This window comes from Cedecea sp. (genome assembly GCF_036500665.1).
GTDB lineage: Bacteria > Pseudomonadota > Gammaproteobacteria > Enterobacterales > Enterobacteriaceae > Cedecea.
The window spans coordinates 1-16,756 of record NZ_DASYBS010000035.1 but is presented as its reverse complement, the minus strand read 5'-3'; the positions used below and the strand labels follow the sequence as shown (position 1 = coordinate 16,756).

12 protein-coding genes and 2 pseudogenes are annotated in these 16,756 nt (G+C 51.2%); 11 read left to right on the top strand and 3 right to left on the bottom strand.

Annotated elements, in window-relative coordinates; genetic code table 11:
• The first annotated feature begins 30 nt into the window (after positions 1 to 30).
• From VGM55_RS05685 to VGM55_RS05640, 9 genes are all read left to right on the top strand, one after another.
• On the top strand, positions 31 to 312 hold the full coding sequence (locus VGM55_RS05685) for a hypothetical protein (protein WP_331634868.1): 282 nt from the start codon (positions 31 to 33) through the stop codon (positions 310 to 312).
• A gap of 64 nt (positions 313 to 376) precedes the next feature.
• A complete protein-coding gene (gene traD, locus VGM55_RS05680) occupies positions 377 to 2,485 on the top strand; it encodes a type IV conjugative transfer system coupling protein TraD (RefSeq protein WP_331634867.1) in 2,109 nt (702 codons plus the stop codon).
• Between the two features lie 3 nt (positions 2,486 to 2,488).
• On the top strand, positions 2,489 to 7,606 hold the full coding sequence (gene mobF / locus VGM55_RS05665) for a MobF family relaxase (RefSeq protein ID WP_414648203.1): 5,118 nt from the start codon (positions 2,489 to 2,491) through the stop codon (positions 7,604 to 7,606).
• Between the two features lie 5 nt (positions 7,607 to 7,611).
• Positions 7,612 to 8,133, top strand: coding sequence for a hypothetical protein (locus VGM55_RS05660; protein WP_331634863.1), 522 nt, complete (start codon positions 7,612 to 7,614; stop codon positions 8,131 to 8,133).
• A gap of 80 nt (positions 8,134 to 8,213) precedes the next feature.
• Positions 8,214 to 8,729, top strand: coding sequence for a phospholipase D family protein (locus VGM55_RS05655; RefSeq protein WP_331634862.1), 516 nt, complete (start codon positions 8,214 to 8,216; stop codon positions 8,727 to 8,729).
• Between the two features lie 141 nt (positions 8,730 to 8,870).
• Entirely contained in the window at positions 8,871 to 9,131 is a 261-nt protein-coding gene (repA, locus tag VGM55_RS05650; RefSeq protein ID WP_331634861.1) for a replication regulatory protein RepA, read from the top strand.
• 231 nt (positions 9,132 to 9,362) lie between these two features.
• A complete protein-coding gene (gene tap, locus VGM55_RS27480; protein WP_414648209.1) occupies positions 9,363 to 9,437 on the top strand; it encodes a RepA leader peptide Tap in 75 nt (24 codons plus the stop codon).
• Positions 9,430 to 10,293: an incFII family plasmid replication initiator RepA gene (gene repA / locus VGM55_RS05645; protein WP_331634860.1), complete on the top strand. Its 864-nt coding sequence runs from the start codon at positions 9,430 to 9,432 to the stop codon at positions 10,291 to 10,293. Before tap ends, repA (VGM55_RS05645) begins: the two co-directional genes overlap by 8 nt.
• A gap of 1,312 nt (positions 10,294 to 11,605) precedes the next feature.
• Positions 11,606 to 11,803: a hypothetical protein gene (locus VGM55_RS05640; protein ID WP_331634859.1), complete on the top strand. Its 198-nt coding sequence runs from the start codon at positions 11,606 to 11,608 to the stop codon at positions 11,801 to 11,803.
• A 187-nt stretch (positions 11,804 to 11,990) separates the two neighbouring features.
• On the opposite strand, the gene VGM55_RS05635 is transcribed toward VGM55_RS05640, so the two are convergent.
• Both VGM55_RS05635 and VGM55_RS05630 read right to left on the bottom strand, forming a co-directional pair.
• Positions 11,991 to 12,500 (bottom strand): hypothetical protein, encoded by a 510-nt coding sequence (locus VGM55_RS05635; RefSeq protein ID WP_331634858.1) that lies wholly within the window; start codon positions 12,498 to 12,500, stop codon positions 11,991 to 11,993.
• 291 nt (positions 12,501 to 12,791) lie between these two features.
• Positions 12,792 to 13,400: a hypothetical protein gene (locus VGM55_RS05630; RefSeq protein ID WP_331634856.1), complete on the bottom strand. Its 609-nt coding sequence runs from the start codon at positions 13,398 to 13,400 to the stop codon at positions 12,792 to 12,794.
• 1,542 nt (positions 13,401 to 14,942) lie between these two features.
• Between VGM55_RS05630 and VGM55_RS05625 the strand changes: the two genes are divergently transcribed.
• Positions 14,943 to 15,500, top strand: a complete 558-nt coding sequence (locus VGM55_RS05625; RefSeq protein WP_331634855.1) for a hypothetical protein — start codon at positions 14,943 to 14,945, stop codon at positions 15,498 to 15,500.
• Positions 15,501 to 15,587: 87 nt separating this feature from the next.
• Positions 15,588 to 15,786 (top strand): annotated as a pseudogene (locus tag VGM55_RS05620) (IS3 family transposase); the annotation flags it as partial.
• On the opposite strand, the pseudogene VGM55_RS05615 reads toward VGM55_RS05620, so the two are convergent.
• A pseudogene (locus VGM55_RS05615) lies at positions 15,784 to 16,756 on the bottom strand (ISNCY family transposase); the annotation flags it as partial. The pseudogenes VGM55_RS05620 and VGM55_RS05615 overlap by 3 nt on opposite strands.

Sequence of the window (16,756 nt, the reverse complement as noted above, 5' to 3'; positions counted from 1 at the left end):
GTGTTGATTTATTTATATCAGGACACTTTTATGAGCGGTTACCGTAACTATACCGACGAGCAGGGGGTAATGCATTTCCTTTGCGGCACGGATGAAATGACACCGCCAGCCAGATTATCCTCCCCCGTACAGCTAAGTCGTGGCGGTGGAACAATTGTGGCTATCAGTGAATGCAAGGATAACGGGCGTGTCACGCTGCTCAGTGAGGCTGATTTGGTCAGCATGAATTATCAACCTGATCAGGTTATTACCACGCCGGAATGGCTTAACGTCTTTTCAATTCGTCAGCAATATACGCCTTCCTGGCGATAAACGTCACCATATTTCATTTCTATTCCTTTAAATCATGCCGTCTGAATTTACTCGGTGAGGTCACATGAGTCTAAATACCCGTAACGTCACGCAGGGTGGCCAAGTATTAAAGTACATGATCAGCATGTTTATGCAGATCAACAATATTATCGTTTACTGGATATTAATGGCTTCCATCGTCATTTTCTTCCTCTGGTTTTTCATCCGAATGAGTGTGGAGCAGATCCTGCATGGTTTCAGTTTCTGGCTTCTCTATGCATTCGTTTCTGCAATCCCTTCAGCGGCAAAAAACGAATATACCTTTCATTGGACCAGCCCACGTACTGGGGAGTCCATTGAGTTGCATCGAACGGCAGGGCAGGTATTGGCTGACCCCTACTTCCAGGCGGTTGGCATCAAGCTGAAAGATGTGGCGTTTACCGGTTGGGGCCTGTCATCCATTGTTTTTGTTTCCGGCATTATTGCGGTGTATTGGTACTTGGGGCGCAAAGGCAAGATGCAGCGTGAAAATGAGCAGTTGGGCGGTCGACAACTGACCACTGACGTGCGTGACATCAATAAGCTTCTTAAGTCCCAGAACAAACTTTCGAACCTGAAAATCAACGATCTGCATCTGGTGAAAGAGACCGAGATGCAGAACGTGGCGTTACACGGCACCGTGGGTTCAGGTAAAAGCCGGGTCGTTATTGAGTTCCTGACGCAGCTGCGCGCGCGGGGCGATCGGGTCATCATCTACGATAAGGGCAACAACTTTGTCCCACTGTTCTACCGCCAGGACAAGGACAAGTTGCTTAACCCGCTCGATAAGCGCTGCCCGGCCTGGAGCCTGCGAGACGAATGCCAGACCACTTCCGATTTTGAAAATTTTGCCTCGACGCTTATCCCGGACACCGGCCACGGTGATCCATTCTGGCTGATGTCGGCTCGCCAATTGTTTGTCGCCACCACCCGCCGGTTGGCCCGCTCCAAGGACTGGTCGATTGCCAATCTGCTGAAAATGCTGCTGTCGATCACGTTGGCAGATCTGCGCGAGTTCCTCAAGGGCACTGATGCAGCCAACCTGGTGGATGGCAGCATTGAAAAAACTGCGATGACAATTCGTAGCGTGCTGACCAGCTATGTCCGCTCGCTGCGCTTTTTGCAGGGGCTGGATGACGAAGGCAAGACCCCATTCAATATTCGCGACTGGGTTGCTACTGAAGACATTGGTGGCGACAACAGCTGGATCTTCCTGACCAGCGATGGGCGTAACCACGAAGCACTCAAACCCTTGCTGACCGCCTGGATCTATCTGGCGATGGTCAACATTCTTGGCCTCACTGAGAACCGTGATCGCCGTATCTGGTTGCTGCTCGATGAGCTTCCGTCTCTGCATCGTTTACCTATTCTGCCCGGATTTGTGGCCGAAGCACGTAAGTTCGGCGGCTGCACCCTGATTGGTATTCAGAACTTCCCGCAGTTGCGAGAGCAATTCGGTAAGGACTTTGCCGATGCCATTTGGGACTTACTGAACACCAAGTTCTTCTTCCGCGCACCCAGCAGCACGGTGGCCGAGTGGGTAGCTAAAGAACTGGGGGAAATGCGGCACATGAAGTTCCGTGACCAGTATAGCTACGGTGTCGACACCATCCGTGACGGGGTGTCTTTCTCCAAGGACGAGGTGCGTGAACTGCTGGTGAGCTACTCAGACGTGCAAAAACTCAATGACCTGCAGTGTTATGTCACCCTGCCCGGCGATTACCCGGTAGTGAAAATGGATATCAAATACAAGGCGATGCGTCAGGTGGCGGAAGGGCGAATTGACCGTAACGTGGAAGAAATTTTCGACCCTGAAATTGAACAGTCAATCGCCCAGGCTGAGGCGGAAGCCAATGGCCAACTGGACGCGATGCTGGACCGGTTGTTTACACCGCCGTCGACACCTTCATCGAATACCACAACTTCTGACGAAGGATCTCCGTCAACCGTACCGAACAATGAGACGGCATCGGCGACAGACAACGATGGGCGTACGGCCCAGATTCAATCCGGGCCGTTAGTGACGGCACCTGCGGAGATTCATTCCGAGCCCGTTAAACCCGCTGCACCGGAGTTACCAGAACGTACAGACGAGAACCGGAACCTCCGCCACCGGGATATTGATGTGGAGAGTGACTTCGGGGTTGAGAGGTAAGCCATGCTATCTGTAGCCAATGTTAAAAGTGCCGGCGGCGCTGCGAGTTACTACGAATCCAAAGACAACTATTACTTCCTCGGCGAGATGGCGACCGGCTGGTACGGCACCGGCGCTGAGTCGCTGGGGCTGGAGGGGCCGGTCAAAAAAGACGTGTTCACTGCGGTGCTGGAAGGCAAACTGCCGGGCGGGACGGATTTGACCCATATGGTGGATGGGGTTAACAAACACCGTCCCGGTTACGACCTGACATTCTCGGCACCCAAAAGTGCCTCGGTGTTAGCGCTGGTTGCCGGCGACACCTTTTTGATTGAGGCCTTCAACAAATCGATTGATATCACCCTTAATGAAGTCGAAAAACTGGCCTCCACCCGAACCATGAAGGAGGGCGTGACTGAATTCGAGCAGACCGGCAACCTGGTGGTGGCCAAGTTTTTGCACGACACCTCACGTAACCTGGATCCGAACCTGCACGGCCACACGGTGGTGGCCAACGCCACTTTGAGCAAGGACGGCTGGAAGACGCTGTCCACCGATACAAAAACCGGACGGGGTTTTACCGACATCGTATGGCATCAGCAGGTCAGTATCGGTGCCTTCCAGCGCGGCGTGTACCGCGGCCTGCTCGAGGAAGCGGGCTACCCGATTGTCGACACCGGTCCGCGTGGGCAGTGGGATATAGAGGGCGTGCCGGTCACCGAGTTTTCGTCTCGCCGGCAGGAAATTATGGCGGCCGTGGGGCCGGACGCGTCGGCCAAAGCCAAAAGCATGGCGGCGCTCGACACCCGTCAGGCCAAGGATTTCAGCAATATTGAGGAATTCCGGGAATTGTGGCAGGAGAAGCTGCAGGCCACCGGCTTCAATCATGCTGATTTTGAGGCGAAGCGGCTGTCGCGGGTAGGCGAGCGGGCGCAGAAGGAACATGACCTGCAGGGCGGCCCAGATGAAAAACCAACGCTGGCCTCTGCGGTGGCCAACGCCATCGACGTGATGACACGCAAGAGTGTGCGCTTCACCTACGACAATGTACTGACCACCGTGCTCAACCAGGTGGCGGTCCACGACGGCGTATTGATTGAGGCTAAAACTGCCCTGGATACCGCCATCGAAAAAGGGCAACTCATCGCAGTAGACAAAAACCAGACCTTATTCACTTCAGCTTCGCATGTCCGGGACGAACACAGACTGTCCGCTACCGCCGGCCGATTGGCAGAGCGCGAGGCGGGCCTGAGAAGTGGCGCCGGTGAACAGGGCGTGGCTGCACGCGTGGCGGACGGCAACCGTAGCGTGACGCTGGTTGATGCACGCGGGGGGCAGGAGTTTCAGCAGCAGCTACTGGCCAGTTTTGGTCGACTGGCCGAAAGCAGCGATCGTCAGGCGGTGATCCTCACGGCTGACAAAGGGGCTCAGGCCCAGCTGCGCAACGCCCTCGGCAAAAGCGCCTCTGCCGTGATGACGTCCGCCGAGCTGGCAGAGCAGCCGCTGGCAGCGAATACACTGCTGGTCATTAGCGAAGCCGAACGTTTTAGCGTGCCCATGATGCAGACTGCGCTGCAGGCGGCCGACCGCGCCGGTACGCCGGCAGTGGTCATCGATACCCATGCTCGCCGGACAACGGGCTTTGCTGCCGAGGTCCTGAAAGCCGCAGGAACCCCGGTGCACCTGACAACTCAAAACCGCGAGCAGAGCCGGCTGACGCTGGTACACAAGGATACGGTGGATGACCGGATGAGCGTCGCAGCACGTTATGTGGCGAAACAGCGTGCCGCCGGGCAGGCGGTAGTTGCGCAGGCCGGAAACAGCCGAACCCGCACACAGCTGACCCGCGAGATCCGCGGCGCTCTGCAAGAGGATGGCGTGCTGGGGAAAGCGGTGGCCAACATTGATGTGTTGGTACCGGTGTGGACGGACAATGACACGCGCGGTCTGCGTAGTACCTACCAACCGGGGATGGTGCTGGAGCGGCTGCAGCCCGGCAATGTCATCGAGCAGTTGACCATCGTCGGCGTGGGCAAAGAAAACCACCGCCTGACAGTGGCAGATGCTCAAGGCCAGCGACAGGGGCTGGCCATCGGCGCTATCGACAGCCGCTATCGACTGTTCCAGCCCAAGACGCTGGAGGTGCGGGAAGGGGAACAACTGAAAGCCACCGGTGCGTTGCACAGCCGAAGCAAAAACGGCGAGGCCCTGAAGGTGGTTGGGATGAAGACCGGTAACTGGTTGTTCAAAGAGAAGCTGGTACTGGAAAAAGCCAACGGCGACCAGCTGAAGGTCGGTACCGATGCCCCCCTTAAACTTGATTACGGCTATGTCGAGGCGTTGGGGGGGAGCAGGCACAGTCGCGGTGCTGTTGTGGCGGTACTCAGCGGCAAGGAAGTCAGCGATGCCACCGTCAACCAGCTGCGTCGCAGCGGTGACAATATCATCGCCTTTACACCACTGGATGAAACCGCCATTACTGCCCGACTGGACAAGGAGCTTCCTGGCGTCTCCATCACCCGGGGGCTTCGCAGCCTCACGGGACAAGATGACCTGACCCATGCGTTGCGCGATTTGCAGCAATCACGGCTGGCGCCACAGACACGTGCGATGCATCTGTCCATCGAAAAGGTCACCGGCACTGGCGTCACCTTCTCCACGTTCAGGGCGGTGGAAAACGCGATGTCTTTTGACCGTAACCTGACTCCGCAGGGGGCAATGGCTGAACTGGGAAGGTTGGAACGGCGGGGCGATATCATCGCACTGGACGGTACTCAGGGCGCAGCCGGGGATTACGTGTCGCGTGCGAACTGGCAGAACGAACTGACCATTCTGCGGCATATCGCCGAGGGAAAACACAGCGTCACGCCATTGATGCCAGGTGCCCGTGACCAACTGCAGACGGAGATGGCCGGGCTGACTGCAGGGCAGAAACAAGCCGGCGGCCTGATCCTCGAGTCGTCCGACCGCTTTATCCCAATACAGGGTTATGCCGGTGTGGGGAAAACCACGCAGTTCAGCGTGGTGGCCTCTGCGCTGCAGCAGTTGGACGCCCCTCCGCAGGTGGTGGGACTGGCACCTACCCACCGGGCGGTATCGGAGCTCCAGTCGGCAGGCATTGATGCGCAAACCATTGCCAGCTTTCTTGGCGAACAGGAACGGCACCAGGCGCGGGGGGAAACACCGGACTTCAGCAACACCGTCTTTGTCATCGACGAAAACTCTATGAATGGCAATGCGCAGATGGCAGCCCTGGTGGACATAGTGGCCCGAGGTAACGGGCGGGCGGTGCTTAGCGGTGACAAGGACCAGCTGAAATCGCTGGAGTCGGGTGCCCCCTTTGCGTTGATTTTAGAGCGCAGCGCCGCGGATGTGGCGGTGATGCAGGAAATCGTGCGCCAGACGCCGGCACTACGGCCGGCTATCGAGGCGATGATCGCCGGCAACGTGCGTGAGGCGGTCACTGCCGCTGGCCAGGTGGGACCCGAAACGGTAGACCGTAATGGTGCGGCCTTTATCCCTGCCGGCAGCATCGTCGATTTGTCGGCGATGACTGAGATGGAGCGGGAGCAGTCGGTACCCCTCGCGGGGGGCGAAGCGATCCACGCGATGATCGCCGATGACTTCGTTGGTCGCACAGCTGCAGCGCGAGAACAGACGCTGATAGTCGCCGAGCTGAACGTTGACCGGCGAGCCATCAACCGAGAAGTGCATGCGCGGCTGCAGGAACAGCATGTTCTTGGTGACAGTGTCACTGTTCCCCAGCTGGTCAGGGTCAGCAACAGCACGGCAGACCTTGGGAGCATGACCTTCTGGCAGGAGAACAGCGGCAATACCGTGCGTATGGGAGAACAGTACCTGACCGTGGGCGAGACAGATGCAAAAAGTGGTGTCGTGGCGTTGAAGGCCAATGACGGCGCGGAACAGTGGTTGTCGCCACTGACATTACGCACGCAGAACGTGGCGGTATTTGAAACACAATCCATTGAGATCAGTGTGGGGGAACGGCTTATTCTGACGGCGACCGATCGGGACCGGGTGCTGCGTACTAATGATTCGGCGAACGTGTCGGCAGTGACACCAGAGGGCAAAATCACGCTGACCCTGGGGGAACGGGATATCACCCTGGACCCGATTAATCAGCCGGCTGACCAGCATTTCGATCATGGGTATGCCATTACCACCACCGGTTCGCAAGGGGCCTCGATCACCAATGTTATTGGTCTGGTTGGGACCGAAGGGGCGCGTGCCATGATGGCGGCGCTGGACAGCGCCTATGTCGGATTTTCGCGCGCCAAAGCCCATGTGCAGATGTACGTAGACGATCTGAAAAGTTGGATGGGGGCCGTCGAACGAAATAGTGGCCAACGTGAAACGGTGCATGACGTGCTGTTGCGTGCCGACGATGTACGGGCGGAGCAAGCCGATCGCGACTGGAGTCGTAGTAAGCCGGTAGAGGAAACCCGTTTGGCTGAAAAACTCGATGACGGTGTGGGTGATGCAGCCCGTTTCATGGGCGGCAAGTCACCAGAACTGTTGTACGCAGTGCTTAATGAGCAGGGGCGGCAACGCGGTAACTGGCATGTCCCGGTTTCGCCGACCACTGGCACGCTGAATATTGATCAAGCGCACTATGAAGGGGCGGAAGACGGGCGCCGGATCGTGCTGCAGCAGGGCGACAGCGATGCGCCAGTGGTGCAGGTCAGCCGGCTTGAGGACGCTGTAGCGGCGATGGAGGCTAATCCGGGCAGTGCCGTCGTGCTGGAAAGGGAAACGCCGATCGGCTCGACGGCCGTCAGCACCGACAGTGAACCCCCTGTTACAGCGGCAGAAATCACTGCGCTGAGCCTGGAGAGCGAGCTGGAACCGGGCTTCCGGGACCCTGCCGACGAGGTTGAGCCGGCGGAACAACCGGCGAGGGAGGTCGATGAGGAAAATGCACCGGCAGAGGAGAAAGACGTCGAAGACGCGATGTGGGCGGCGCTCGATGAAGCGCTGTATGACCTGCAGGATGCGGCCGAGTATGACAGCCAGGGATCCGGCGAGCAACCGCCGCCGATGATGAATGATGAAGTGAATATTCTGCGTCATGAAGAACCGGCGCAGGACCTGTCCCACAACACCCAAAAAACCCTGGAGTAAGGCATATGTTTGTGACACTGGTCATGACTGTTACGGTCGTCGTTTTTTTGTTTGTGATCCTGTCCTGGCTTCCGATGATGCAGCCGACCAACGCCGCATTACAGCGTTGGACGCGGGGAGAGGCTGAGGGACCCTACCTGGTGGAGGCCGCGCAAGACGTTATTCGGGTGTTCTGCCGGCATCACCGCCTGTCGGTGGAACAGAGTAATGCCGTCGTGGCGCTGATCCATCGGCCTCGAATGTTTCCGCTGACGTTGTGTCTGAAACCGGCTCTGGTCCGTTTTGAACAGAACCGTTTCGTCAAAGGGTGGCAACTGAAGGCGCTGATGCAAAGCATCGTAGTGATTGCACTGGTATTTCCCTTAACGGTCGGGTACGCGGTCAATCATCCCGTCCTGATGTTATTTCCGCTGCTGAATATTGCGGCATTCATCCTGTGCTGGAGTCTGGTGAAGACCGCACTGAGTGAGTTGGGCACGCTTAATATGCTGTTGCCTCACAGTCTTCAACATCTATCCGAACCCTGATCCGCAAGAGACCTCTGCCACCGCTTGCTACGCCATTGTGTGGCAAGCGGCTTCCACTCCTTCATTGTTAGGGATCTTTAATGAAACAACCCGTTATTGCGCTGGCCCTCTTGCTGGCCGGTATCCACCCTGTCCTGGCTCAAATCCAGGTTGGGTTTTCGACCGACGGCACTGCGGAGACGCTGGTGATCCAGGCGCTCAACGAGGCGAGTCAGTCTCTGGATCTGGCGGCCTATGCCTTTACCAGCACGCCGGTGGCCAATGCTGTCTACGGCGCCTATCGGCGCGGCGTTAAGGTGCGGGTGCTGGCTGATGCGCGTTACGCACGCGAGCACAAGAGTGCGGTGACCACGTTGGCCAACCTCGGTGTGCCGGTACGTATCAATAGCAGGTATAAAATCCAGCACAACAAATTCGCATTAATTAACAATGAGATAATTCAGACCGGTTCACTGAATTATACCAAGGCAGCCTTGTCTGGTGAAAACGCCGAGAACGTGTTGGTGATCCGGAACGAACCGGCAGTCAGTCAAGCTTATCAGCGTGAGTTTGAACGACTGTGGGAGGAGGGAGAAGCCGTTACCGCGCGTTACTGACGTTTTAATCACATTTATGGGATGTTTTTCCGCCAATTCATTATGTTCCATAAACAAAAGATCGTAATCAGGCTGCTAAGCCTCGATTTTTGTAGTAATCTCAGAAAAATTGATCCCTTTTAGATCCTTGAGGGGGCGAAGATGTCGCAAACGATTACTGCAGAATCTTCCTCAGCGAAACCTAAGCGCCTTTACCGTAAAGGCAATCCAATGACCGCTACTGAAAAACAGTTGGCAGCGGTGGCCAGAAAGCGTGTAACTCATAAGGAAGTAAAGGTTTTTGTTCGTAACCCTTTAAAAGACATGATGGTTCAAGTCTGTTCTGAAGGGGAGATGACTCAGGCCCAGTATATTGAAAGTTTGATAGAGCAAGATCTCAATCAACGAGGACTTTTAGAGTAAAGCCTTTACTTTCTTGCCTGTTTTAGCACGGAGTGCTAGATTACCGATCGTCTGACCGAATTCTTGGTGAGCCACGCCGCAAGGTGGCAGGGAAGTGGTTCTGGAAGTTGTTACCGGAACACTGAAAAGCAAAAACCCCGATAATCTTCTCTATCTTGGCGGAAGGAAAGATTAACGGGGCTCACTCAAAACTGCATAGACGCTGTTGCGCTATGCAGGGAGTATAGTTTTATGCCTGAAAAACTGCAATACCTTCCGTGCGTATTACTCCTTTTGTGCAACATAAGCGCAGAGTGGTGTGACTGACGCTCAAAATCTGTTCACGCATTATCGGCAGGTCAAGAACCCGAATCCGGTGTTTACCCCGCGTGAAGGGAAAAAAACGCTGCCGTTCTGCCGTAAGCTTATGGCGAAAGCCCAGGGCTTCACGTCCCGTTTTGATTTCTCTATGTATGTGGCCTTTGCACGATCGCTCGGCAAACGCCAGCGCATGCCTCCGGTACTCCGCCGGCGGGCAATTGACGCGTTACTGCAGGGCATGTGTTTCCATTACGACCCGTTGGCCAATCGCGTGCAGCGCTCTATCACCAACCTGGCCATTGAGTGCGGTCTGGCCACAGAGTCCAAAAATGGAAATCTTTCCATAACCAGAGCCACTCGGGCCTTGTTCTTCATGTCGGAGCTGGGGTTAATCACTTATCACACTGAGTATGATCCGCAGATTGGGTGCAACATCCCGACCGACATCACCTTTACGCCGGCATTGTTCTCCACGCTTGACGTCTCTGACGTGGCCGTAGCGGCCGCCCGACGCAGCCGCGTGGAATGGGAAAACCAGCAGCGTGAAAAACAGCGCCTTCCCCGTCTGGAGATGGATGAGTTAATCGCGAAAGCCTGGCGGTTTGTGCGCGAGCGATTCCGTAGCTATCAGTCCGACCGTAAAGAACACGGACTGAAGCGCGCCCGTGCCCGTCGTGATTCAGAACGTTCCCGTCGCGATATTGAAACCATCGTGAAGCGTCAGCTGACGCGTGAGATCGCCGAAGGACGCTTTGTTGGCAACCAGACCGCCGTTTTCACTGAAGTAAAACGACGGATAAAAGAGCGCATGCTGATGTCCAGGGGCAATAACTACCCCCGCTTGGTGCCCGACCCCACCTGAATCGCTTTATTTATGATCCGGCTGATGCCGGAGGCCTTGTCACGTCCTGCGTTTATAGATGTGTTAATTTTGTACAGCTCGGTATCAGTAACCTCTATTATGCTTTATCAACCAAGTGAAAAACGCCAGAAAAGCTCCCTATCTGACCGTCATCTGAGTGTCCAATCGAGTTACCCACATATAACTGCAAGGGAAGTTTCCATAAAGTGATAACCGTAATGGTTACAAGGCGCTAGCCGTTCACGTTTTAAAGTGCGTGGTTCCTTTTAAATACCTACTCAATACTTCTTTTAAATACCTTGTCTTTTATTCATATAAAGAAAAAACCTATTCGTCGTCTGCCCTGTGGACAGACTCATATAATGACCGCCCTTGCAGAGGACTTTGTCCTCGCCGGTTCGGAAAAAATATTGGTTCCTCCCATCGCCTTAGCGATGGGCCCCACAGACGCTGTTTAGTTACAACGTTCATGACTTTTTCATCATTCAAACCACGATTAGTGCACAGCTGAAACTATCAGGACTCCCCCACCACTGAAAAGCGGCCCCGCCCCGGCCCAAAGGGCCGGAACAGCGTCGCTTTTAATGATGGATGTTGTAACTAGAATTCAAGTCGCGGGCAGAAGAGTTGTGATAAGTCCTGTGTACACGCCCGTAAGCGCCCTATTCGGTCGCTAACGCGGAGATACGCCTCGGCGGCGGTACCCCTTGCCGAGACCACTCCGATGGCGTAATGAACGTTATACAACGCTTTTAGCGGAGTTGGCCTAGCAGGATGAAGGGGGTAATTGGTGAAATCTATCATGTTCTGGGCGGCTACGCCGCGCTACCGGCGACCCTTACCAGCTGATGTACTCTTGTAGACCAGCTGTCGCCTGCATGCGCTGACGCGCATCAAGAAACCGGTTCTTAGTTGACAGTCCGCCCGTCGTGACAAACCCCAAGAAGAACCTATGCGAGGCGAAATCATATTCTTTTGCAGAAATTTTCCAACAGCTGGCGTCGTGACGCAAAGCTGAGCGTGAGATCAGACAAAAGGAACTATTCAATGAAAATGAAAAAAACTAAGCGTTGGGACACACTAATAAACTGGCTGGATAACCTCGCCAAGTTGTGGCGGATTGGTAAATGGTTGTATGACATGTGGCAGTAACTGCCGTGACAGAATGAGCGGAGCAGGAAAAATAAGCGAAGTAACAAACGAACGTCCTGCTCGTCTGGGATAGACCAGGGAAAAGGGGACAATTTGCGGCCTTTGACCTGCAGGCCGGTAGGCAGTAGCGTGAGGTTTTTAATCGTGAGGGAGTTCAGCAATGAAGGTCGTCAGTCAATTTACTGGAATTTGTGTGTTGAGTGCTGTCTACCTGGTGGCTACCGTTGGTAAGATCGACCAATTGCAAGGAGAAGCTCTGGGCACTGTGCTGTGGGTGTTGGTAGCTGTTCCTGGCGGTATATGGTTAGCTGCACAAGCCTTAGGGGCGATGCACAAAGCGTTGCTCAAATTTGACTAAGCAATATACGCGGGCGTATAATCGTACTCGTAATCGGTTGACGCATGGAAAAACGCCGATGCCATGCAGACCTATGATGACAATGTTTATTGTGGGACCGATGGGGAGAACGCTGGGCACTATGGTTTATTCTCATTCAATTGAGGAAAATCGCTCAGGGTGGCGTACCCCCAACTGATTACACGCTTTACCCTCTATCCTTCATGATAGTACGTACTTTGGCCTCGTTCGTGTGATAAGCGGTGATCGGGGCCAAGTCTTTTATGGACACCTCCACAATCAATGCCCCCCGGAATTTTTCTTTGGTTCGCCCAATTCTCAAAACATCAACAGAATTCAACACGATAACTTGCTGGTTATAATCGCGTTTTAGTACAACGGCACTTCGTGAATTAAGTGCTGCACTGATGATTTCGGCTACCTCTGACCATGTAAGACAGTCCTTGCCTGTCCTGGATGTAAGAATGTGTTTAATTACATTGGGGTAGAAGGTGATTCCTCGGTTAGTTTGAGGTGGCCATTCGTTTCGTCTACATATCACGTTAAGCTCATTAAACTGCTTATTTGTCATGATATAAGTGAATAATGGTGCCTGCCATTCTTCTGCCGCTACGCCCGGCCCAATCACTGAAACGTTATATACCCACTCCGTGTAGAACGCGATAGCATCGCGCAGCCCATCATCACCCACAGCCATTTGACCATATCCCTGAACCAAGAGACCGAAGATTATACAGGGGAGGGAATGACCTGCAATCTTCATCGAATGGACTTCGGGTACGAAGAACACCAATGAACCAATGTTCTCATCAGCGCACCAATAGCTGACATCTTTTCCTTATCTTTCAAAGGTAATCGCTCATAAACGGATAAAACCTGTGGCCACATAACACAACCAGATATAATTTTTCCCTAATTTCTGGCGGGTCTATTCTTGACATTCTGGCTCTTATATAGAACCGTAGCAACCTAATATTTTACAATCAAATTATTGGTAGACATATTTTGTTCCTGGGAATTTTTTTGTGATATTTCCATTCAACAATCGATATCTATCCTCTTTCAATATATGGCCTGATATATATTTAAATGGCGGAAAATAATTAATATCTCCTCTAGGGGCTGACATCCATGCAAACGAAATTCCATTTAAAAGAAATATACATTTTGCGTTAAGTAAAAAATATTTATCTAATCCTGATCTGCATACATTGAATTTTATGACTCCAACACTCCTAAGTCCTTTGCTTTTGAAGTAGGTTGCAAGTGCTTGGAGAGATAGTGAATACATTCCATCTTCATTTCCATGGGCAAAGACATCAATTCTGTCATCAAATGTCACATCAGAATAATCAAAACACCTTCCAAGTAGAGGTTGGCCCTCTTGCGTAAATCCTTCAGACGCAAAGAGAGAATCATGAATGTAGTCATAATCATAGTTCCTATAATATTGTTTAAGGTAGTCAAGTTCGTACCGACCTTGATTCCCCAAAAATTGGGATGCGAAAACAGGTATTATCTTACCTGGGCTCCAATGCCTTGAATGAATCAAAGGTATCATTCCTGCATAAGTATAAAAATTAGATAGGAAACTCATGTCACCTCATTCACTGTGGGTAAGTATTATTTCAACGATATAATTTAAAATATGCGATTTTAAAGTGCGGCCGGTACAGTGTAGTAAAGTTTATTTACATTATCAATGTTACAAGTTTTACCGCAACTTTTCCATGAGCCATCTCGTAGGTTTAATCTGTATTTATATGTCATTTACCTTACGCGGCGTCATAATTTTAGCATATCAGAGAGAGTGGGGTGCATTAACGAAAAAAAGACAAATAACTAAAAAACACTTATTAATTATGAGGATATATTTAATATTTTTGCCACTGACAATCCGTTACCAGAAAAATGTTGAAATTGTCCTTTGCTTATGTAGGCTCAAAGTCACTATGTTTTTCACGTAGTAAAGTCAGAATTTGTAGCTTGAAATCATCTGGAGCGCGGTTGTTTGCCACGTTTACAGGAAGCGATGCCGGCCAAATATCTGACAAGAACTCGCTGTAGCTGACGAATGCTGAGACTCAAAGCAGTTTGTGTCAGCATTTCCCGACGCACTGTCCTGGCTTTATTTGGTAAACAATACCATCGATAACTCCCATCCACTGTACGCTGCCATTCTGGGAATTTAATCGGGAGGCACAGTCATCGAATTGAGTGTATGGAGGGGATAGAATTACCAATGTCATTTCGTAACATCCACCTCTCCCTAAGTAGTAAGGATATCGACTTGTGTTTGACTCCCCTCATCGGACACCTACTGGAGTGATCAGCTTAAAACAACCATCTATCCTAAGATGGACGTGACAAACGCTGCAGTGAAGAAAATATTGCACGTGTCTTTGATATCGACATCCTCGGTATATCTACATTCCATGCCTCCGTATTTATTTTTTATAGCAGATTCTTTTTCTTTATATGGCCACGAAGATTGGCGGTATCAAATCTGGTTAGTATGTTTCAATAGACATGAGAAGCAATACATTCACCACACTCAGCGAGTATGATCGAAAAGGAAACTGCCGAATAATTACCACCAAATATTAATTCGTGAAGTACAACATGGAATTAACTCAGGAAAGCCTACGCAATCTCAGACATTTCCTTACAACTTTAGTTATTACATACATTGTTCTGTAAACTATTATAAGTATGCTTTTAATTGTTAATTGTGTGCGAGTACGAATATTCCAAACTGGAATGTTATATTTTTTATAATCTGATAATTAGTATTGATGGTTTTATACCTTGATATTCCTATATGATATAGAAAAATATTGTTATACACACATGGTTATGTGATTTTATATGGAGAGATGCGAATGAACTGGAGTTGTCAAAACACTTGGATTGCCGTTTTATTTGGATGTTCTTTTTTATGGGTTTTTACAATAATTTTAATAATCAACATTATATATGATGATGTGTTTTTTTGATTTTAATGGAATAACAAATCAATCGCTAAATTTTCTTAAATTTCAAATTATACAAAAAACGCCATTGGGCGGTTTTTGTAGTAGCATGAAATCCCATGCTAATGCTTATATAAAGCATTCATTTAAGTAAAAGGATAAATATCGTGGTTATCGATTATATTGTAAGTGATTATAAAATCGCGGAATATTCCCGTGAACCATATGGGAAATGTCTCGTTTGTGCAAAACGGGTAGTTGAGCTTCTAACACAACGCAACATACCCTATCGTGTGATCGGTTTGCTTACCTGGTCTGGGCTTTCGAATGTAACACCAGCAAATCATTATGCTGTAGTTGCAAACATCGGAGGGCAAGCCATCATTATAGACCCCACGGCAGGCCAGTTTTCAGGATGCCGGCCATTTTATGGAACAATTGACGATTGGATTGCAGGCTTCAGCCAATATTTACCTCATCGGCTTATAAAAGGACGCGAATTTATATCTGTAAGCGAAGCTGAATCCTGCCTGGCTTCTTTGATTATGGGAAGTCCAGTAGATTTCAATGGAATTGTTCTTCAGAACACTATATGGCATAGCAAAATCATGAAAAATCCAGTTCATTTTGCTGCTCAGGAGCAAAAACAAATTCAAGCCTCATCATTTGTCCCACTACGGGAGCTAAAAAGAAGGCCCCGATGGAATTGCTTCAAAAATAGTTAGCAGTGTTACTCTGCTGGAATTAAAAAACCTGAATTGCACTAAAAAAAGGGGGGGCGGACGATTTCTTGGACTCTTGGGCGAGAGTTAATGCATTCATATGAGGACAGGGTTAGGGCTGTTGAACTCTATTATCGATATGGCAAAAAAGCCTCAGTGGTCATCAGGGAATTGGATATCCATCCATAAAACAGCTCGGTCGCTGGGGCGAATTTATGAAGAAACTGGCGAATTACCGAGAGAATTAAAATCGAGACAACGATACTCACAGGCGCAAAAAATCGCTGCTTTCCTCTGTTGGTGCAACCAGATATAGCATCTTATCGTATTGGAATGTCAGGGATTTAGAGAGTGTTCTGAACTCCTGCCAGGCAAAGATATCATCCAGTTCCGCCGACTGCTCGTTGACGGGCCGATGGAGATTTTTTGGATATTTGGGAGCTTTGGCAAAGCGGCGGTTGAAGTCCAGGATGAAGCCGTCAAGCCAGTCGTTGGCTTCCTCGATGCTGTTGATGTTCTCGAGTCGCATCTCTTTGATGAGTCGGTCCTGAAGCGTCAGGTTGGCACGTTCGACGCGGCCTTTGGCCTGCGAGCTGTTGGCACAGATGAGCTCGATGTTCAGGTCATGAAGAACGCGGCCAAACTGCGTGGTGCCGGTGCGGCGAGTTTCAGCCTGGCTGACGCGAAAAACAGCATGCTTGTCACTGTAGAACGCCACAGGTTTACCATGTTTATCAATATATTCCCGCGTCGCCAGCATGTAATCGAACGCCGATTCTGTTTCACAGAATCGCAGATGCATCAGCCGACCGGTAGCGTCATCAATGTAAACCAACAGGCAGCATTTTGATGCACGACCTTCAAACCAGTCATGGTGAGAGCCGTCGATTTGAATGAGCTCGCCAAGACAGTCGCGGCGATAGCGTGGTTGATAGACTCGAGGCTTGCGTCGAGCATGAGGAACCCAGAGGCCATCAGCAATCATCCAGTGACGAACGGTTTCTACAGAGATCGATATTTGGTGGCGTTGGCTGAGCTTTTCTGTGGCTAGTGTGGGTCCGAAGTCGCTGTATTTTTCACGTAGCAGCATCAGAACTTGCAGCCTGAGATCATCTGGGGCGCGGTTGTTTGCGGGTTTACCGCGTTTACGCGAAGCGATGCCAGCAGCACCGTCGGACAAATATCTGACAAGAACTCGCTGGAGCTGACGAACGCTGAGGTTCAGCAGTTTGGCTGCAGCTGATTGTGTAAGGAGTTTG